Below are 16,494 nucleotides of genomic sequence, written 5' to 3' on the forward strand. Positions count from 1 at the left end.
AAAGCCTCCTTATTTTTTACCTCGTGCTTTTAAGCGACGTTCACGTTTTTTAACTTTTTCCATTTCCCACTTCATATTACGTTTATAGCCAGGTTTCACCTTTTTAGGCTTACGCACCAATGCTTTTGCTTTCACATCAATTTCATTCTCTTGCTTCACACGATTTTTACGAGCATGACGCTCTTTTAACTCTGACCATTCGCCATCTTTGACATCTTTTTGTACAAAAGGAATGCCCATTTTTTCTACGCGAACGACTGCATCCTCATCTGATGGCTCAAATAAAGTAATGGCTGTCCCTTTATTGCCTGCACGAGCTGTACGACCAACACGGTGAATAAAGAATTCTAAGTCCTCTGGGATTTCGTAGTTAATTACATGAGAAATTCCTTGAATATCGATACCACGAGCAGCTAAATCAGTCGCTACAATGTATTGGTAGTCAAGATCACGTATTTGCTTCATCATCTTTTTGCGATCACGTGGACTTAAATCACCGTGGATTTGGCCACAACGGATACCATGTTCATTTAAGTAACCAGCAACGTGTTCTGCTGTTTTACGTGTATTGGTAAAAATAACAGCTAAAAACGGATTAATGCCTTCAATAACTTCTAGTAGACGTTTGTTACGCGATTTTGAGCGCACTGGCACAAGGACAAAATCGATCCCTTCTGCCACTGGTCGTTTATCATTCATATGGACGTGCACTGGCGCTTCCATATATTTCTTTAAAAACGGCTGAAGTTTTTCCGGAATTGTTGCAGAAAAAACATACATTTCAAGCTTTTCTGGCATCTGAGAAGCAAATCCATCAATCTCTTCAATAAAGCCCATATCAAAAGCTAGATCCGCTTCATCAACAACTAAAATTGGTGCTGTATGCACAAATAACGCTTGTGCTGAAACAAGGTCACGAATACGTCCTGGTGTTCCAACAACAATTTGTGGCTGTGTTTTTAATTTATCAATGGAGCGTTGTTTGTCCGTACCCCCAATAAATAGTTTTGCTTGAATAGCAGTTCCTTCTATTAGTTGATTTAATGCATCAAAAATTTGTTGTGCTAACTCTCGTGTAGGAGAAGTAATAACGGCCTGTACTTCCTGTTTTTCTGCATCAATACGTTGAACAATCGGAATTAAAAAACTATGTGTTTTCCCTGTTCCTGTATGTGCCTGTCCAATAGCACTCTTCCCTTTTAATAAAAGCGGAATAATTTCTTTTTGAATTGGTGTCGGTTCTGTAAAGCCAAGATTTGCAATGGCGTCCTGCAAAAATGGCTGAAAATTATAATCAGTATATTTTGACATCATTCGTTCCTCCTAACATCTTTTTCATTGTACCATGATTCGAACTTTAAGGTATATTTACGTCCTATTTCTTACTAGCATAAACATAATTTTAATGTTTTATTATCACCGTAACAAAGCCCTTATCAAAGGTACTTGAAATACGCAGAATATGCAATCAAAAAAGCGCTGCAACAATGTTCGAAAACGCTTGTAATATGTAATTTTTATGTCAATTTATAGGGAACTAATGATTAGCAGATTCTCCACATGTTATGATAGGGCTGTAAGACATTATAGGAGGTTGATAGATTATGAAAGCAGCAAGATGGTATAAAGCAAAAGACATCCGTGTAGAAAACATTGAAGAACCAGTCATCGCACCTGGAAAAGTAAAAATTAAAGTACATTGGACAGGGATTTGTGGAAGTGATTTACATGAATACGCAGCTGGGCCAATCTTTATTCCAGTGGAGCAACCTCACTATGTAAGTAAAGACATCGCGCCCATTGTGATGGGACATGAATTCTCAGGAGAAGTAGTTGAAATTGGCGATGGTGTAACATCTGTTAAAATAGGAGATCCAGTAGTAGTAGAACCAATCCTTGCATGTGGCGAATGTGCTGCCTGTAAAAAAGGTAAATATAATATTTGTAAGCATTTAGGTTTCCACGGTCTTTCAGGCGGTGGCGGAGGATTCTCCGAATATACAATGGTAGAGGAAAAATTAGTTCACAAAATGCCAGAAGGTCTTTCTTATGAGCAAGGGGCACTTGTAGAACCAGCAGCAGTCGCTTTACATGCCGTGCGTCAAAGTAAATTAAAAGCCGGTGACAAAGCTGCTGTCTTTGGAACAGGACCTATCGGACTTCTTGTTATCGAAGCATTACGTGCAGCAGGCGCTGCAGAAATCTATGCTGTAGAGCTTTCGGCAGAGCGTGCCGCAAAAGCTTTAGAACTAGGTGCAACCGCTGTCATTAACCCTAAAGATGAAGATGCCGTTGCGCGTCTACATGAATTAACAAATGGTGGCGTAGATGTTGCCTTTGAAGTAACGGGCGTTCCTGTAGTATTACAACAAGCTATTGACTCAACAACTTTTGAAGGCGAAACAATCATCGTGTCGATTTGGGAGTCTACAGCAGCTATCCAGCCGAACAACATTGTTCTATCAGAGCGTACAGTCAAAGGAATTATTGCCTACCGCGATATTTTCCCAGCAGTAATGGAGCTTATGACACAAGGTTACTTCCCTGCAGACAAGCTTGTTACAAAACGAATTGCTCTTGATGAAGTAGTAACAGAAGGCTTTGAAGCTTTAATGAAGGAACGTAATCATATTAAAATTCTTGTCAATTCTCAAGCATAATCTAGCATCAATTACGCCTCAGCTTAATTGCGTCCAGATTTTTTCAGGCTTGCTCGAAAAGCTCCTCTTCAAAATCTGTGACATCCGCTGGAGCTTTTATCTTGATTCAGTCGGTGTTTGGACACCGACTGAATCAAAGAGAACAATTTATGCAGTCATCTCACCACCGATAGAGGTGGCGTTTTCTGCTGAATCAAGATAAAGAAAAACGTCGAGTAGTTGCTCGGCGTTTTTTGTCGTTCGGCGTTCCAAGGTAAACTTGTGGCACAATTTTTTTATCTACATATAATACGCTCACAAGCAAAAAGTAGTAGGTCACTTCTGTGCATTTCCACATATGGATCGTGGGTTATTGTTGATATATATTGAACCCTCCCATTAGCCTTTGCATATCATAGCTATAGTCAGGTATGTCATCAATGAAAAACAAGTAGAAAGGAGATCATTATGGTATTTCGACCACCTTATCCATACCCAATGTACCCGGGTGGCATGAGAATGCCCATGCCCATGCAAACACCTCCACAGATGTCGCCACAGTCCTTTTTCCCGCCTGGAGGCTTCCCTGGTCAACCACGAATTCCAGGCGGCTTTCCAATGGCTAATGGAATAGGTTCATTTGGAGGGCAAATGCCGATTCCACCTGTGCAAGAAGCTTCGAAAGTCGGTTCATTTTTACAGCAAGCCAACAGTTTATTCAATACAGCCAAAACCTATACCCCTTATATCCAACAAGCTATGCCGATGGTGAAAAATATTCCATCACTCTTAAAATTGTATAAAGGATTCCAAGGACTTCCTTCCTCTGGCGGTGGAGCAGCTGAAGCAGCAGGAAGCGACAGTAAAGCTGCTGGAAGTAGACGGTCATCCAGGCAAAGTGCATCATTTACGCCTCCCGAGCCACTTCCATCCAAACCACGTATTTTCCAACCACCTATGTAAATGAACGTTTCTTTGTATTCACAGTCCCTGTCCGTTATAATGTAGATAGGTAAGCTTGAAAGGAGTCACAACCACCATGCAAGTATTAAAAATTAATCCACGTGGCTATTGCTACGGTGTTGTGGATGCGATGGTGATCGCTCGTAACGCCGCACTTGATAAAACATTACCAAGACCTATCTACATCTTAGGGATGATTGTGCATAATAAACATGTCACAGATGCGTTTGAAGAGGATGGTATCATCACGTTAGATGGTGAGAACCGCCTAGAAATTATTGAACAAGTTGAAACAGGTACTGTCATTTTTACAGCACATGGTGTTTCACCGGAAATTCGTGAGATTGCGAAGCGAAAAGGCTTAGTGTCCATTGATGCTACATGTCCTGATGTAACAGTTACCCACGATTTAATTCGTGAAAAATCTGCAGAAGGCTATGACATTATTTATATTGGTAAAAAAGGACATCCCGAACCAGAGGGTGCTATTGGCGTTGCCCCGGAGCATGTCCATTTAGTACAGTCTTCTAATGATATTGATGCTTTACAATTAACAAATGATAAATTACTTGTCACAAATCAAACGACAATGAGCCAATGGGATGTCGCCCATTTAATGGATAGTTTAAAGGAAAAATTTCCACATATTGAGGTACACAAAGAGATTTGTTTAGCTACACAAGTCCGTCAAGAGGCTGTTGCTCAGCAAGCAGGTGAAGCGGATTTACTTATTGTTGTAGGTGATCCTAAATCGAATAACTCGAACCGTTTAACACAAGTTTCTGTAGAAATTGCAGGAACACCATCCTATCGAATTGCAGATGTTTCAGAGCTAAAAGTAGAATGGTTAAAAGGGATCAACATTGTAGCAGTAACAGCGGGTGCTTCTACGCCAACACCAATTGTAAAAGAGGTTATTAACTTCCTTGATCAATTTGATGAAAATGATCCATCTACACACGAGATCAAACGTACAGTGACACTTAATAAAATTCTGCCAAAGATTAAGACACCAACACCTGTTGATAAAATCCTGCCCTATTAATGAATAGCAAAAAAATCCTGGTTGCCATCATGGCAATCAGGATTTTCTTTATTTACTAAAATAATAGTTTATCGGACGACCAATCCCACCGTAATGGACATCCATTGTGATTTCCTCTTGTTTCTCTAAATAATCTAAATATCTTCTGGCTGTTACGCGGGCAATACCTACTCCACTTGCTACTTCTTCTGCTGATGCTCCATCTACCGATTGTAAAAAGTGCACAACCTTTTCAAGTGTGGTACGATTAAAACCTTTTGGGAGATTTTTCTCAGATTTCAATGGAACGGATTGTTCCAAAATGGTTTGTCCATCACGATAATGAAATAACTGATCCAATTCTCCTTGTGTGAGCTCATGTTCTGTTTGTGTTTGCTTTTTAAAGCGTAAATAATTGTCAAGTGTCCCTTTGACACGTTCAAAAGAAAATGGCTTCATTATATAATCAAAAACACCTAGATGCAGTACTTGTTTCACTGTCTCCATGTCATTTGCAGCCGTTACGGTAATGACATCTACTGGTATATCCAGCTCACGTATTTTGCGTAAGCTTGTAATACCATCTTGCTCTGGCATAAAAATATCCATAAAAACTAAATCAGGCTCAAGATGACGAATTTGTGTAATGCCTTCTAAGCCATTAGGTGCCTGTCCAATCACTTGAAAATGTTCTACCTTTTCAATAAATTGACGATTTACCTCTCGTACCATTGGATCATCCTCAATTAATAATACCTTGATCTGTGCCACTGCTAGCCCTCCATCCCATTATGCATAATAAAAGGTGATTAAAAAACTTGTGCCTTTGTTTGACTCACTGATGACTTCAATATCACCCTGTCCTTTTTCGACGATTTCTTTTATTAAAAATAACCCTATTCCACGGTAGTTTTTCTCTTTTGTAGAATAACCATTGTCAAAAATGTGCTGCTTGACCTCTTCCGTCATGCCAACACCGTTATCGGTTACTAAAATAGCTAGTACATCATCATCTTCATCCACAGAAACATGAATCACTTTCTCCTCAACCTGTACATCCTTTAATGCATCAAATGCATTTTCTATTAAATTACCAAAGAGAATGACGAAATCATGATGATCCAAATTAGGTGGAAAGGATGTTAGTCGGCTTTCACGATCAATTTCCAGCCGAATTCCTTGTTCTTTCGCATAGGAAATTTTACTGAGCAGTAGTCCAGATATATTTTCATTTTTTATTCGTTCATTTAAAAAGTTAGTGATTTCATCATGCTCTTCCTTCACCTGTGTTAAGTAAGAAAGTGCCTGGTCATGATGACCTAGCTGTAAAAGACCTGCTATTGTATGCAGTTTATTTTTATGCTCATGTGTTTGCACGCGAAGTGCTTGGACAAATGCCCTCACTCCTGTTAATTCTTCGGCAAGTTTTTTCACTTCCGTACGGTCCTTAAACATGGCCACTGCCCCAACAGTTTCGCCATTAACCTGTATCGGAATTCGATTACTCATAATACTATGATTATTAATATACAGCTCACGATTAAATAACGGCTGATCCAGCTCTAAAATTTCAGGAAGTCGTGTATCTGGCAGGACATGAAAGATTTTCTGTCCTATCAATGTAGAGGGGTTTTCATTGACCCCTAAGATATCACAGGCTTTTTCATTAAAAATCGTAATGGTCAAATCATTATCGATAGCAATGATACCTTCATGCATGGCATTAAACGTTTCTGTACGTTCTACATACATTTTGGCAATTTCATGCGGCTCTAACCCAAACATTTGCTTTTTCATATGCAGCCCCAATGTTCGTGCTCCCCATGCACTAAAAATCAACGATAATAGAACAGTAATCATTAGTTCGGTTTGCATTGATTGCAGTAACTCCACTACTGTAAGAACACTGTACCCCACTACTGTGACACCTATTTGTCGTCCTTCATGGTTCATAATTGGGACAAACGCACGAACCATATTACCATGTTCCCCACGTGCAATTGAGGTATAGTAATGCTCTGAAAAAGCAGCGTTTATATCTCCAGAATGTGATATTCGACCAAGTTCCTGACTATTAGGATGAGAATATTTCCGTCGTTGCATATCAAGAACAACAATATATTTTGCCCCATTGATATCACGGATTTCTTCTACGACAGGGTTAATATGCTGTATAGCCTCAGCGCGATTTTCACTCGCAATATATGTTTTGATTTCAGGGAGCTGTGAGACGGTTTTTGCTACAAGAAATGCCTGATCACTTAGTTTGGTCTTTTGCTCATTCATGACAAAACCTAACAAAAAAGTACCACCAATACTAAAGGAAAGCATCAGAATAAAAAAAGTCAGAGACATAATTTTTCTCTGCATGGATAACTTGTGAAATTTCATATGACCGCCTCCCTCCTACTATATTTTAGCTTACTCCATATGTTAGAATAACAAAAACATCAGAAAATACGAATAAATTGGGTGTATTCAATGAAAAAATTTATTATTGGAACGATTATAACTGTGTTTGTATTAATCGTCTCTATCAGTGTTCAGCAAGGATTACTATTCGCCAAGCCATTACCCTATGATGATGAACAAAAGGGCTTAGACACACAGATAACGATTCATTTAAGTCATGTCGTCGCTGAAAATACGCCTAAAGGACAAGCTGCCAATAAATTTGCTGAGCTAGTAGAAGAAAAAACACACGGGAAAGTCAAAGTACATGTCTACTCCAACTCCTCTTTATTTAATGATGAAAATGAATTTCAGGCATTGCAAAAGGGTGACGTAGAAATGATCATCCCTACTTTTTCGAAGATGACAGCCTATGTTCCTAATTGGCAGGTGCTTGATTTACCCTATCTATTTAATACAAACGAGGAAGTAAAGGAAGTCCTAACAGGTTCTATTGGTGAACAATTAGTCAATGAGCTAGAGCAAATCCATATTAAAGGACTTGGCTTTTGGTACAATGGGTTTAAGCATCTAACCTCTGTCGATCACCCTATTCATACATTTGAAGATTTACAGGGCTTACGCGTGCGTACGATGCCAAGTAAAACATTAGAAAAGCAATTTGAAGTGGTCAAAGCAACACCTATACCCATTTCTTTTAGTGAGGTTTTTTCAGATTTAGAGAAACATGCGATAGATGCACAAGAAAATACCGCTTCTAATATCTATTCAAAGGGTTTTTACAAAGTACAAAAACATATGTCGATCACCCAGCATGGTATTTTGGGCTATGCTGTGTTAATGAATGAAACCTTTTGGAATTCTCTACCTGTCAAAATTCAGCATCAGTTGTTGGATGCTATGAAGGAAACAACCGATTGGCAATTTGAGCAGGCTGCGCTGATGAATGAACAAGATATGGAAAAACTGAAACAGCTAGATGATTTTGATGTGTATACAATGAGTCCACAAGAGAGACAGCGCTTTAAGGAACAACTCGCCCCTGTCTATGATTTTTATCGAGCGCATATTCAAAACGATCAAATCTTAGCAGAGATTGAAAAAATCGTTGCTCCCTAATACTTTTGTTCATTAATGAAAGATCCTTACAAAACGTAAGGATTTTTTCTTTTGTATTATAATAGATTCAATAAACTCGAATCTACTATAAAACAGCTCAAAACCCTTGATATTACTAGCTTCAATTCCCCCACCATGAAAATGACCAAAATGAACAATACAACCATTACGGTCATAAGCACTATTGTCGGAAAATTTCAGCTATGATAACCACATGAAAGCGTTCACACAATATTCAAAGATGTTGTAGGGGGAAAACTATATGCGGATAAATTTAAAAAACTTAACAGTACAAGTATTGATCGCCATTGTACTAGGGATTATCGTCGGAGCAACATTCCCAGAATTCGGGGCAAAGCTCAAAATCTTGGCGGATATATTTATTAAACTGATTAAAATGTTGATAGCACCAATTATCTTCTTAACAGTCGTAATCGGCATTGGTAGTATGGGGGATGTTAAAAAGGTTGGGAAAATTGGTGGCAAGGCTTTAATTTATTTTGAAATTGTTTCAACCTTTGCTCTTGCAATTGGTTTAATCGTTGTCAATATTGTACAACCAGGTAAAGGTTTTAATACAGATGCGGCAAGTGGTGCTGATGTTTCACAATATACAGAAGCAGCTGCTGCAGAACATGGTTTAGGTGCATTTATTATGCAAATAATTCCTGAAAATGTAGTAGGTGCTTTAGCAAACGGTGAATTATTACCAGTCTTATTCTCAGCTGTTTTATTTGGATTAGCCGCTGCAGCAATCGGAGAACCAGCTAAACCTGTTATTAAATTTTTCGAGCAAGTGGCAGATATTTTCTTTAAAATCGTTAACATGGTGATGAAACTATCTCCTATTGGTGCATTCGGTGCCATGAGTTATACAATTGGAAACTTTGGTCTTAAATCACTTGGAAACTTAGGATTTTTAATGTTATCTGTTTATCTTACAATGTTTATTTTTATTGTTGTGATTATTGGATTGATTACCCATTACTTCGGCTTTAGTATTTTTAAATTTATTAAGTACATTAAAGATGAGATTTTTATCGTTATCGGAACATCTTCATCCGAATCTGCACTACCTTCCATGATGCGTAAGCTCGAAAACTATGGCTGTTCGAAGCAAGTGGTAGGACTAGTTATTCCAACAGGCTATTCATTTAACTTAGATGGAACATCCATTTACTTATCAATGGCGGCTATCTTTATTGCACAAGCCTATGGTGTGGATTTAGATATTTGGCATCAAATTACGTTATTAGCCATCTTAATGCTTACTTCTAAAGGAGCAGCTGGTGTAACAGGCTCTGGCTTTATTACACTTGCAGCAACATTAGCAGCATTCCCGATGATTCCTGTAGAGGGGATTGCCCTTTTAATCGGCGTAGACCGCTTTATGTCCGAAGCACGTGCTGTCACAAATCTAATTGGGAATGGTGTGGCAACAGTGGTCGTGTCAAAAATGGAAAAAGAATTTGATACAGAGCAGGAAAAACGTGCTCTGTCAGGGCATACCCAGATGCCATAAAATGAAAAAGGCTGCTGAAAGCGAAATAATTCGCTATTTCAGCAGCCTATTCATTTATAGTAGATAGGCATGTTGATAAAAAGGATCGTAGAGCTCATTTCTTGAAACCTACTCGACTGCTTACTCGTATAGATAATGACTGGAGGTTTCTTTATGGCAACATTTACACTTACCTATCCGAAAGGCTTTAAAAGCTTTACCGATATTCCGATCGTGAATGAACACAACGAAACAGTATGTGTGCTTCAAAAAATGGAACGATCCTCTACTGGTAAAGTACTGAATGCTGTCTTGCTGGTAGCGGCACAGCAAACATTGCCTTATCGTTATGAAACACGCACTACATTAGGTGCACCACTTTTTCAAGTACAATCGACCCTGTTAACAAAAGGAGTCAGCCATCAAATTGTCATGCCTAATGGTAGCTTGATACCGATTCAACGGAAAACAGTGCAATTATTAGAATCCTCTTATTCATTCAAGATGGACGATTTAGAATTTCGTTTTGAAAAGGATTTTACCTCTACTGCTTATTTATATTGCAATGATGAAAAAATTGCTAGTGCAAGCTTTATGGAAACTGAACTAGTACTTACAGGTATACAGTTTAAGCTTTTCCATACGGACGATATGCACTTTGTTGCACTCCTCGCAACCCTTTATCAAGCACTCTTTGCAATAACTACATAGTCTAGCTATAAACATGACAAAGGCATCGAGCGTCTAATTCTCGATGCCTTTATCATGGGTCATCTTTCTACAAGGCTAATTTATTTTTTCTCGCTGTACATTTAATATGTTAATGACATAGGAATCATTTTGTGATGCTTTTGCTTGTAAAATCTTCTTGATGGCTTCTTCCATCCTCAACGCTAACTCAAGTGCCTCATGAGTGGCACCCTTTATCGTTGTTTGAATTGTAATGGTCGTTCGATTTTCAATGACTAAATATTCGTATACATCAAAAGCTTCTAAACCTGCGATTAAATCTTCCATCAATAGGTTTATATCATCCCCCATCATCTTGTTGTTATCGAGCAAGGAGGTAAACTCCCACCTTTCAAAGACTATGGGATAGTCCTTTAATGGAGACGTTTGAATAGCCTTTTTTGCAATGGATTCCATATCTTTTTTGACTGATTGAAAATAGTCTTCCCCGCCTACAACTTGAATCACTAATTCCTTTTCTTCAGTCGTTTTGACGTCAATGCCGACATACTTTTCAAGGAGCTTATCCTTCAACCGAGATAGACTCAACTCTTCATTTGTAATAAGCGAGTGAGCCTTTTTATTTGCTTCTGACCTTTTCTCTCCTACTAATTTATCAACTAGGATTAACATAGATATAATGACTACTAACAGTCCGATCACAAGCCCAAACCGTTTAACCATTGAATCTCCCTCCTGATAGGAAGGTATGTCCCCTTTTACTACAATATTCGCTTTTCTAGCTTGAAATAGCAGATACTTTTCGTACTAAAAAACGCAGTGTCAAATACAGTACTACTCTCCTTCATAAAGGAAATCAGCAAGTGTTCAAACTGGTCTATCAGATCTTGTATCGCTTACTTTTTCCCACATATTCCGGGACGCGAAATAAATTTGCTTTGTTTTGTCCTTTCTGTGTCATGCTTCTCAAAAAGGAGTACACTTAAGAGGTAGTAATTCTATCATTTTGGAGGGTTTTATATGGAGTCAAAAGCAGCGGATATTAAAAATATGCTGACATTAAATCTGCTCATACAAATCTTAGAGGAACGTGGCATTATGACAGATAAAGAATTAAAAGAGCGCCTCACAAATACAGTAAAACTATCTTCTATGGCGAATGATTTAAAAGAAAAAGTCATTGAAGAAATCAAACATTAATGGATTTTATCTCATCAAAAAACGACCGCTTTCTGAAAGCGGCCGTCTGAATCATATTCTTGAGGTTATGATCGAATTGTTTTCAAAGCCGTTGACCATGGTACAAGCTGATCTAACATTTGATGAACAGAATCTGCTTGCACCTCTTTTGGTTTAAAGACAGAACCGTTTTCAAAATCAGTAAATAATGATAATGCTGGATGCACTCGAACATCGGCAACTAGTAATTCTCCAAGAATTCCCCGTAAATGCTCTGCTGCACGTGCACCTCCAACAGAACCGTAAGAGACGATACCAGCAGCTTTATTGTTCCATTCCACTCGTAAATAATCTAATGCATTTTTTAATGCACCTGTAATGGAGTGATTGTACTCTGCAACAATAAAGACAAAGCCGTCACATGCTGCTACTTTTTCTGACCATGCAGCTACACCAGAAGTATCTCCTCCTGGCTCCCCTAAAAACGGTAATTTAAAATCAGCGATATCAATTATTTCATATTCCGCATCACGACGTTTTTCCGCAACTTCCTTTACCCAAGTTCCAACTTGTGGGCTTACACGACCTTCTCGCGTACTTCCTAAAATAATACCGATTTTTAACATATGACGCCTCCTCTTATCATCCATTCTTGTGACTCGATCACGGTTCATAGTACGTGCTCGCCACTCGTAACCATTTTGGTCAGGAAAATATCCCTTTATTCATCACCAGTTAATTAGCTCCGAATAGTTAGAATTAAATTATCTTTAATTCAAGATTAAGGTACCATCAATCTTTATTTCCTGTCAAATATTTAAACTAGAGGGATAAAGAGGATTATTTCATTTGAATGGGCTGCTCCAATGCCTCTAATTCCTCTTCAATAGAGGCGTATTGTCTTTCCACTACATACTTAGCATCAGACAAGGCAGCATTATAAATATAGGGAGCAATATGCTCCTTAATAAAATCTAATACACGCTCCGCTTCAAACTCACTAATGTCTTCATCACGCTGATTATAGAAAAATCGTTGAATATCAGCAAGAATCATTTCCTGCTGATCTTTGGATAAACGGATAAACAAAATAACTCTCTCCATTTCTGCTAATAAATTTTATCTTCATCTTATCACTATCCATAGATTCCTTGCATAAAAAAAGGCTGAAACACTAGTTCTACTAGCGTTCAGCCTCCATTTCATTTTTTACATTCAAATGAATAGCTCGTGGATAAAAAATTTTTTTCCTTTGATACTATCGCTTGTCTCCCATCATCTTCACATTGCTGTGTCATTGCATCGATTTTCTTATTATTGACCATATTTGTCATCACCGTCATACCAATACCAAAAACAACGATGAATAAACCAATCATGATCCATAGCTTGCCGGCCTTATTGCCAGCTGGTCTTTCATTAGCCATATTTGTTCCCTCACTTATACAAATAAAAATGGTTCTGTATGGATGGTTGATTGGACGAATTCAACCAGATATTTTTTATTCTCACATAGTTCAGCCATTTTTTTTGCTACTCCCGCAATCATCACCTTTTCTACATGATGACCAGGATCTACTATTTGCAAGTCAATCGCTTGTGCGTCCTGTGCTGTATGGAAGTACATATCACCTGTTAAGAAAACATCTGCTCCTGCACGTTTTGCCGCATAAATATATTTATTGCCGTCTCCACCTACAAGCGCCACTTTGCTGACCGTGGATTGTAAATCCCCAACTATACGAACTGCCGGGACATCTAGTTGTTGCTTTACGAATTCAGCAAATTGTTGCAACGTCATTTCTTGCGTTAAGTAACCAACACGCCCTAATCCCATCACATTTGTTTGCTGCTCAAGACGTATTACATCATAGGCAGGCTCCTCATAAGGATGACTAGTCAACATGGCCTTTAACACGCGACTTTTAATGGATTCAGGAAATACGACTTCTACCTTCACTTCTTCCTCCACATGTAATTCGCCAACAGAGCCAACAAACGGATTTGCTCCTGCTAATGCACGGAATCGTCCTTCTCCAGTCGTTGTATAACTGCATGCTTCATAGTCCCCAATACGACCTGCCCCAGCCTTTGCCAGCGCCTCACGTAATGCTTCTGCATTGGCAGTTGGTATAAAGACTGCTAGCTTCAACAGATTTTCAGCATACGTTTCTTCTAATATTGAACGATTTTTTAGCTGTAGGGCATCTGCTAGTAAATCATTGACTCCACCTTCAGCTACATCTAAGTTTGTATGAGCAGCATATACAGCAATATCGTGTTTAATGAGCTTTTCATATAAACGCCCTGCAGGTTGATCTGTGCGGATATTCGCTAGACGTCTAAAGATTGGTGGATGGTGAGCGATAATCAGCTCACAGCCCTTTTCTATGGCCTCATTTGCAACGGCTTCATTGACATCTAACGTCACCAATACTTTGTTTACAGGTTTGTTTAGGGTCCCTATGGCTAGTCCAATTGGATCATTGTCCATACAAGCTAGTTTTTTGGGTGACCATGATTCGAACACTTGAATAACTTCTTGGCCATTTACCGTTTTCATCTACAAAACTCCTTCTACTAAGTGTATCAGAGCCATTAACTCTGCACGTTTTTCTTCAATTTCAGGTGTCTGTTCTGCTCCTTCAATGGATTGTAGTACACGTTGCCAGTTGTCTTTTTCGCGCAACCATTTTTTCGTAAATACCGGTGATTTACGCAGGCTTAGTTTAGGCCCAAACAAAATCTCTGCTGTAGAGAGCTCCATTTGCCCTCTTTGTAACACAAGGATTTCATAGATTTTATCATCTTCCTCTAAAATCTCTTCATCAAGAATCGCCCACTGATGTGCTAAAGCCCACTCACGAATGACTTTAGCATGTATATTTGGTTGTAAAATAAGACGTGTGACACCTTGAAGCTTCTCTGGGTGTTTCTCTAGAATGGAAACAATCAATGGTCCACCCATCCCAGCTATCGTGATTGTATCCACATGGTCAGCTTCTTCAATTGCTGCTAATCCATCTGCAAGGCGGACTGTCATTTTTTCAGTTAAGTTTTCCTTCTGTACTTGTCCTACAGCTGATTCATAAGGCCCTTTTACAACTTCCCCTGCTATGGCATAAGAGGCTGTTCCATTATGAATTAAATAGCATGGTAAATAGGCATGGTCACTACCAATATCCGCCATGATCGCTCCTGTGGGAACAAATTTTGCTACTGCTTCTAATCGCTTTGAAAGTTTTTGTGCGTTCATTTTTATACCGCCTATCTTCAATAGAGTCCATTAATAGTATGGATGATGTCGTGAAAAAAAACAAATGGAGTTGTCTCACATTTCTATGTGGACAACCCCATCTTCATGATTCTTTAAACCTAAAAAGTAGCTGTACGATTTCAGTACAGCTACTTGTCAGTTTTACTATTCTAAAGTAGAAATGTATTCAGCGATTGCTTTTGCTTCCGCTTCAGTTTTCATGTTTGGTTGCATTGGAGTACCTTCGATACCCTTAGTTAAAACTTCTACGATATGAGCTTCATCTAAGCCATGTAGGTTTGGACCCATACCACCAGTTAAGTCACCACCGTGACAACCAATACAAGCTTGTACTAGTGCTGAACCATCAGCATCTGCGTCTGTTGTTTCTGTAGTAGTTTCGCCACCACCCTCATGTTCAGCAGCAATTTCTTTCTTGTTATCTGCACCTTGTAAAGACATGAAGAAAATAAGACCAATACCAAATGCCAGAATTAAGATGTAAGGAACGACTGGATTGTTTTTCATAAGTTTCCCCTCCTCATTTTAAGTCTACTTCTATTATAATATAGAATCAGTCAACATCTAATATTGTACTTCATTAACAAAGAAACGAAAAGCCCTATTCGCTAAGTTTTCCTTTGTTTGTAACAAATTCGACATTTCTGTATCTATTGGATAAAATATGTCTTGCCAACATCCAAAATTGGTCAAATTTATCCTTTTATACAATTTCTTTTTCATTATATTCATGCTGTTATCATACCCTTTTCACGCATTCATATACCCAAAAAGTAAAAATCTGCACGCTTAAAATCAGCGTACAGATTTTGAATCTTCTTAGGTTAAAACTTTAACATGATGATGTTCTTATTATAGATAAATTGTCACAAATTATGGTATTTATAAAAACACTAAAGTTCGATTAAGTTTTCTTCTCTAATATGGTAGATGGAGTCCTCTGCACATCGATACAAAAAACATTCGCTAAATCAAGATAAATTTATGATATAGTACCCAATCAGTGCTATTAATCCTAAAGCACCTGAGACTGTGAAATATAGAAGTTTCATTTTGATACCTGACCAAAGCCAAATGACACAATTCATTGCAATCAAGCAAAATAAAACCATATTATTTCCACTAAAATATGTAGTACAAATGCGGATCGACATACTAAATAACAGAATAGCCGCTAGTACATGAAAAATAGGGGCTAGTAGATGTTTTTTTTGTGCCATTTGCCACGCAGCAATAAATAAGATGCAAGCGCCTACTCCCACGATTACTGTAAAAATCAATGTTAAAGATTGCATTGTAAAATAGAGTGCCAAAACAGCCATTATGGCGATACATAGACCTACTACTAACAGGATCATTTTTCTTTTTTCTGATGGCAAGACCGCTTGTTTAGGATGTTGCACTGGTTCTAACTCCTCTATATCAGCCCCCTCTGTATAAAGAGCTGCTAAAAAGTCACAATAGTGCTCAGGTAAAAGTTTATTTTGCTTCCAAAACAAAATTTCATTAAGGATTATTTTTTTACGAGGATTTGTCATAGTGTTAGCTCCAAACATTGCTTAATAATGGTTGTATTACAATTTTATCTCACACTATTTGAAAACACATCTGTATAAAGTCGCAAATCTAGCATTTCCCTCATTCTAATTATCTATCATTGCGTAACATCGATAGGTGAATAGCAGGGCTA

The 16,494-nt window shown here is 38.3% G+C and carries 18 protein-coding genes; 7 read left to right on the plus strand and 11 right to left on the minus strand.

What is annotated here, in order from left to right:
- Positions 1–9: 9 nt before the first annotated feature.
- Entirely contained in the window at positions 10–1,311 is a 1,302-nt protein-coding gene (locus tag MHB65_RS15860) for a DEAD/DEAH box helicase (RefSeq protein WP_342443756.1), read from the minus strand.
- 293 nt (positions 1,312–1,604) lie between these two features.
- On the opposite strand from MHB65_RS15860, the gene MHB65_RS15865 reads away from it, so the two are divergent.
- From MHB65_RS15865 to MHB65_RS15875, 3 genes are all read left to right on the plus strand, one after another.
- The gene (locus MHB65_RS15865) at positions 1,605–2,660 is read left to right on the plus strand and encodes a 2,3-butanediol dehydrogenase (protein WP_342440995.1); all 1,056 of its coding nucleotides are present in this window, start codon (positions 1,605–1,607) and stop codon (positions 2,658–2,660) included.
- Between the two features lie 447 nt (positions 2,661–3,107).
- Positions 3,108–3,602 carry a VrrA/YqfQ family protein gene (gene vrrA / locus MHB65_RS15870; RefSeq protein ID WP_342440996.1) on the plus strand — a complete coding sequence of 165 codons (495 nt, stop codon included), beginning with the start codon at positions 3,108–3,110 and terminating at the stop codon, positions 3,600–3,602.
- Positions 3,603–3,678: 76 nt separating this feature from the next.
- On the plus strand, positions 3,679–4,647 hold the full coding sequence (locus tag MHB65_RS15875) for a 4-hydroxy-3-methylbut-2-enyl diphosphate reductase (protein ID WP_342440997.1): 969 nt from the start codon (positions 3,679–3,681) through the stop codon (positions 4,645–4,647).
- Between the two features lie 48 nt (positions 4,648–4,695).
- On the opposite strand, the gene MHB65_RS15880 is transcribed toward MHB65_RS15875, so the two are convergent.
- On the minus strand, positions 4,696–5,397 hold the full coding sequence (locus tag MHB65_RS15880) for a response regulator (RefSeq protein WP_342440998.1): 702 nt from the start codon (positions 5,395–5,397) through the stop codon (positions 4,696–4,698).
- 18 nt (positions 5,398–5,415) lie between these two features.
- The gene (locus tag MHB65_RS15885; protein WP_342440999.1) at positions 5,416–7,017 is read right to left on the minus strand and encodes a sensor histidine kinase; all 1,602 of its coding nucleotides are present in this window, start codon (positions 7,015–7,017) and stop codon (positions 5,416–5,418) included.
- A 90-nt stretch (positions 7,018–7,107) separates the two neighbouring features.
- Here MHB65_RS15885 and MHB65_RS15890 point away from each other — a divergent pair, with 90 nt between their 5' ends.
- The 3 genes from MHB65_RS15890 (at position 7,108) to MHB65_RS15900 (ending at position 10,369) form a co-directional block, all read left to right on the plus strand.
- Positions 7,108–8,157 carry a TRAP transporter substrate-binding protein gene (locus MHB65_RS15890; protein WP_342441000.1) on the plus strand — a complete coding sequence of 350 codons (1,050 nt, stop codon included), beginning with the start codon at positions 7,108–7,110 and terminating at the stop codon, positions 8,155–8,157.
- A gap of 262 nt (positions 8,158–8,419) precedes the next feature.
- Positions 8,420–9,679, plus strand: a complete 1,260-nt coding sequence (locus tag MHB65_RS15895; RefSeq protein ID WP_205444427.1) for a dicarboxylate/amino acid:cation symporter — start codon at positions 8,420–8,422, stop codon at positions 9,677–9,679.
- Between the two features lie 153 nt (positions 9,680–9,832).
- Entirely contained in the window at positions 9,833–10,369 is a 537-nt protein-coding gene (locus tag MHB65_RS15900; protein WP_342441001.1) for a hypothetical protein, read from the plus strand.
- A 75-nt stretch (positions 10,370–10,444) separates the two neighbouring features.
- Here the strand turns inward: MHB65_RS15900 and MHB65_RS15905 are convergent, their stop codons facing one another.
- Positions 10,445–11,071 carry a hypothetical protein gene (locus MHB65_RS15905; protein WP_342441002.1) on the minus strand — a complete coding sequence of 209 codons (627 nt, stop codon included), beginning with the start codon at positions 11,069–11,071 and terminating at the stop codon, positions 10,445–10,447.
- A 297-nt stretch (positions 11,072–11,368) separates the two neighbouring features.
- Between MHB65_RS15905 and MHB65_RS15910 the strand changes: the two genes are divergently transcribed.
- Positions 11,369–11,548, plus strand: a complete 180-nt coding sequence (locus MHB65_RS15910) for a hypothetical protein (RefSeq protein ID WP_205444432.1) — start codon at positions 11,369–11,371, stop codon at positions 11,546–11,548.
- A 65-nt stretch (positions 11,549–11,613) separates the two neighbouring features.
- On the opposite strand, the gene MHB65_RS15915 is transcribed toward MHB65_RS15910, so the two are convergent.
- The 7 genes from MHB65_RS15915 to MHB65_RS15945 all read right to left on the minus strand — a co-directional run bounded on the left by MHB65_RS15915 (position 11,614) and on the right by MHB65_RS15945 (position 16,342).
- A complete protein-coding gene (locus tag MHB65_RS15915; protein ID WP_205444434.1) occupies positions 11,614–12,153 on the minus strand; it encodes an NADPH-dependent FMN reductase in 540 nt (179 codons plus the stop codon).
- Positions 12,154–12,367: 214 nt separating this feature from the next.
- Entirely contained in the window at positions 12,368–12,616 is a 249-nt protein-coding gene (locus MHB65_RS15920; protein WP_342441003.1) for a DUF2164 domain-containing protein, read from the minus strand.
- A gap of 113 nt (positions 12,617–12,729) precedes the next feature.
- Positions 12,730–12,954: a hypothetical protein gene (locus MHB65_RS15925; protein ID WP_342441004.1), complete on the minus strand. Its 225-nt coding sequence runs from the start codon at positions 12,952–12,954 to the stop codon at positions 12,730–12,732.
- Between the two features lie 14 nt (positions 12,955–12,968).
- The gene (locus MHB65_RS15930; RefSeq protein ID WP_342441005.1) at positions 12,969–14,090 is read right to left on the minus strand and encodes a Nif3-like dinuclear metal center hexameric protein; all 1,122 of its coding nucleotides are present in this window, start codon (positions 14,088–14,090) and stop codon (positions 12,969–12,971) included.
- Positions 14,091–14,783 (minus strand): tRNA (adenine(22)-N(1))-methyltransferase TrmK, encoded by a 693-nt coding sequence (locus MHB65_RS15935; RefSeq protein ID WP_205444441.1) that lies wholly within the window; start codon positions 14,781–14,783, stop codon positions 14,091–14,093. It abuts the gene before it with no gap.
- Positions 14,784–14,948: 165 nt separating this feature from the next.
- Positions 14,949–15,311 (minus strand): cytochrome c550, encoded by a 363-nt coding sequence (gene cccA / locus MHB65_RS15940; RefSeq protein WP_205444443.1) that lies wholly within the window; start codon positions 15,309–15,311, stop codon positions 14,949–14,951.
- Positions 15,312–15,775: 464 nt separating this feature from the next.
- A complete protein-coding gene (locus tag MHB65_RS15945) occupies positions 15,776–16,342 on the minus strand; it encodes a hypothetical protein (RefSeq protein WP_342441006.1) in 567 nt (188 codons plus the stop codon).
- Positions 16,343–16,494: the final 152 nt, after the last annotated feature.

Origin of the sequence: Lysinibacillus sp. FSL K6-0075 (assembly GCF_038592945.1) — a bacterium.
Classification (GTDB): domain Bacteria; phylum Bacillota; class Bacilli; order Bacillales_A; family Planococcaceae; genus Lysinibacillus; species Lysinibacillus fusiformis_F.

Coding starts and splice junctions, on each gene's coding strand:
- MHB65_RS15860 (WP_342443756.1), bottom strand. CDS start 1,311: ATGTCAAAATATACTGATTATAATTTTCAGCCATTTTTGCAGGACGCC.
- MHB65_RS15945 (WP_342441006.1), bottom strand. CDS start 16,342: ATGACAAATCCTCGTAAAAAAATAATCCTTAATGAAATTTTGTTTTGG.
- MHB65_RS15935 (WP_205444441.1), bottom strand. CDS start 14,783: ATGAACGCACAAAAACTTTCAAAGCGATTAGAAGCAGTAGCAAAATTT.
- MHB65_RS15895 (WP_205444427.1), top strand. CDS start 8,420: ATGCGGATAAATTTAAAAAACTTAACAGTACAAGTATTGATCGCCATT.
- MHB65_RS15905 (WP_342441002.1), bottom strand. CDS start 11,071: ATGGTTAAACGGTTTGGGCTTGTGATCGGACTGTTAGTAGTCATTATA.
- MHB65_RS15875 (WP_342440997.1), top strand. CDS start 3,679: ATGCAAGTATTAAAAATTAATCCACGTGGCTATTGCTACGGTGTTGTG.
- MHB65_RS15890 (WP_342441000.1), top strand. CDS start 7,108: ATGAAAAAATTTATTATTGGAACGATTATAACTGTGTTTGTATTAATC.
- MHB65_RS15885 (WP_342440999.1), bottom strand. CDS start 7,017: ATGAAATTTCACAAGTTATCCATGCAGAGAAAAATTATGTCTCTGACT.
- MHB65_RS15900 (WP_342441001.1), top strand. CDS start 9,833: ATGGCAACATTTACACTTACCTATCCGAAAGGCTTTAAAAGCTTTACC.
- MHB65_RS15930 (WP_342441005.1), bottom strand. CDS start 14,090: ATGAAAACGGTAAATGGCCAAGAAGTTATTCAAGTGTTCGAATCATGG.
- MHB65_RS15865 (WP_342440995.1), top strand. CDS start 1,605: ATGAAAGCAGCAAGATGGTATAAAGCAAAAGACATCCGTGTAGAAAAC.
- cccA (WP_205444443.1), bottom strand. CDS start 15,311: ATGAAAAACAATCCAGTCGTTCCTTACATCTTAATTCTGGCATTTGGT.
- MHB65_RS15925 (WP_342441004.1), bottom strand. CDS start 12,954: ATGGCTAATGAAAGACCAGCTGGCAATAAGGCCGGCAAGCTATGGATC.
- MHB65_RS15915 (WP_205444434.1), bottom strand. CDS start 12,153: ATGTTAAAAATCGGTATTATTTTAGGAAGTACGCGAGAAGGTCGTGTA.
- vrrA (WP_342440996.1), top strand. CDS start 3,108: ATGGTATTTCGACCACCTTATCCATACCCAATGTACCCGGGTGGCATG.
- MHB65_RS15910 (WP_205444432.1), top strand. CDS start 11,369: ATGGAGTCAAAAGCAGCGGATATTAAAAATATGCTGACATTAAATCTG.